Genomic DNA, 2,144 nt, shown 5'->3' with positions numbered 1-2,144 from the left:
CGGCTTCAAGCTGCCCTGGAACAAGGACGACGCCGCCAACCAGCCGCCCGCCGTCGTCACCGCCCAGGCCAGCCCGGTGGCGGCCGCCGTCGCGCCGGCCGCGCCCATCGCGCCCACCACGGCGCCCAACTTCCGCGCCATCGTGCAGCAGGCCGGCCCGGCCGTGGTCGGCGTCACGGTGGAAGGCATGCGCAAGACCAGTGCCGAAGACGACCCGATGGCCCAGTTCTTCCGCGGCTTCCCGGGCTTCCAGCAGCGCGCCCCGCGCGGTGGTGAAGTGCCGTTCCGCGGCCAGGGCTCGGGCTTCATCGTCAGCGCCGATGGCCTGATCCTCACCAACGCCCACGTGGTCGATGGTGCCAAGGAAGTGACCGTCAAGCTGCAGGACCGGCGCGAGTACCGCGCCAAGGTGCTGGGCAGTGACAAGGCCACCGACGTGGCCGTGCTGCGGGTGGATGCGAAGAACCTGCCGACCGTGCGCCTGGGCGACCCCAAGCAGCTGCAGGTCGGCGACCCGGTGCTGGCCATCGGCGCCCCGTACGGCTTCGAGCAGACGGCCACGCAAGGCATCGTCAGCGCCAAGGGCCGCTCGCTGCCGGGCGATGCCTTCGTGCCCTTCATCCAGACCGACGCGGCGGTCAACCCCGGCAACTCCGGCGGCCCGCTGTTCGACGCCAGCGGCAGCGTGATGGGCATCAACGCGCAGATCTACTCGCAGACCGGCGGCTACCAGGGCCTGGCCTTTGCCATCCCCATCGACGTGGCGCTCAAGGTCAAGGACCAGATCGTGGCCACCGGCAGCGCGCAGCATGCACGGCTGGGCGTGGTCATCCAGGACCTGTCGGCGCCGCTGGCCGAGTCCTTCGGCTTGCCGCGGCCCGATGGCGCGCTGGTGGCCCAGGTGGCGCCCGGCAGCCCGGCCGCCTCGGCGGGCCTGAAGGCCGGCGACGTGATCACGCAGATCAACGGTGAGGTCATCGAGCGCTCGGGCTCGCTGTCCAGCCGCATCGGCCTGTCGTCGCCGGGGGACAAGGTCAAGCTGCAGGTGTGGCGCGACAAGTCCTCGCGCGACCTGGAAGTCAAGCTGGCCCGTGCCGACGACCCCGACCAGCAGGCCGCCAATGCCCAGGGCGACGTGGAGCCCGGCAAGCTGGGTCTGGCGCTGCGGCCGCTGAGCCCGCAGGAGCGCCAGCAAAGCGGCCTGCAGGACGGCCTGGTGGTGGAACAGGCCGCCGGCCCGGCCGCCCATGCCGGCGTGTCGCCGGGCGACGTGCTGCTGGCCGTCAATGGCCAGCCGGTGCAGTCGATCGAGCAGGTGCAGGGCGTGCTGAAGAATAAGCCCAAGAGCGTGGCGCTGTTGATCGAGCGCCAGGGCGAACGCATCTTCGTGCCGGTGAAGCTGGGCTGATCTCGGCGCTGCGCGCTGCCTGCCCATCAGGCCTCGCGTGGCGATCCGTTGAACCCGCTTCAGCTACCGCGGCGCCTGCTCAACCCAGGCGCCGCGGCTTTTGGGTTGCCCCCTCAGGCCGCCAGCCGCCGCATCAGCCGACCCGGCGTGGCCGGCCAGCCCACGCGGCCGAACCAGGCGCCGCCGGCGGTGGTGAAGGCGTTCATCAATCCATAGACCACCAGCGCCACGCCCTGCGCCAGGAACACGCCGGCCAGGCCCGCCTGCCAGCGCAGCGCCAGCCAGCCGCCTACGCCGGCAATCGCCAGCCGGGCCAGGTTGCCCATCACCGGCCAGCCCAGCCGGCCGGCCCCCTGAGAGGCGAAGTACAGCACCAGCCCGAGGCCGAAGAAGCCGTACAGCGGCCCCACGGTGCGCAAGTACAGCGCGCCGGCTTCCAGCATGGCCGGGTCGTGGTCGAAGAGGCGCAGCCAGGCATGCGGCCACAGCGCCGCCGCCACGCCGATGGTCTCGGTGATCAGCACCGCCAGGCCGGCGCCCACCCAGGTGGCGCGCAAGGCCCGCTCGCGCTGGCCGGCGCCCATGCAGGTGCCGACCATGGCCACGAGCGGTCCGCCCAGGCCGAACACCAGCGGCACAAGCAGGTATTCCAGCCGCGAGGCGGTGCCGTAGCCGGCGATGGCCGCCGCGCCGAAGCGGCCCACCAGCGCGGTGGCGATGCCGATGGCCACGTTGG

At 72.4% G+C, this 2,144-nt stretch carries 2 protein-coding genes; one reads left to right on the top strand and one right to left on the bottom strand.

Annotated elements, in window-relative coordinates; genetic code table 11:
* Nucleotides 1–76: 76 nt before the first annotated feature.
* Nucleotides 77–1,408, top strand: a complete 1,332-nt coding sequence (locus ABNT58_RS26940; RefSeq protein ID WP_348756453.1) for a Do family serine endopeptidase — start codon at nt 77–79, stop codon at nt 1,406–1,408.
* A gap of 113 nt (nt 1,409–1,521) precedes the next feature.
* Here ABNT58_RS26940 and ABNT58_RS26935 read toward each other — a convergent pair.
* A partial coding sequence (locus tag ABNT58_RS26935; RefSeq protein WP_348756452.1) for an MATE family efflux transporter occupies nt 1,522–2,144 on the bottom strand: 623 nt, incomplete at its 5' end.

This window comes from uncultured Aquincola sp. (genome assembly GCF_964001545.1).
In the GTDB taxonomy this organism is placed as follows: domain Bacteria; phylum Pseudomonadota; class Gammaproteobacteria; order Burkholderiales; family Burkholderiaceae_C; genus Aquincola.
Note: the sequence above shows the minus strand (reverse complement) of the source record. Positions and strands in the feature narration are given on the sequence as shown.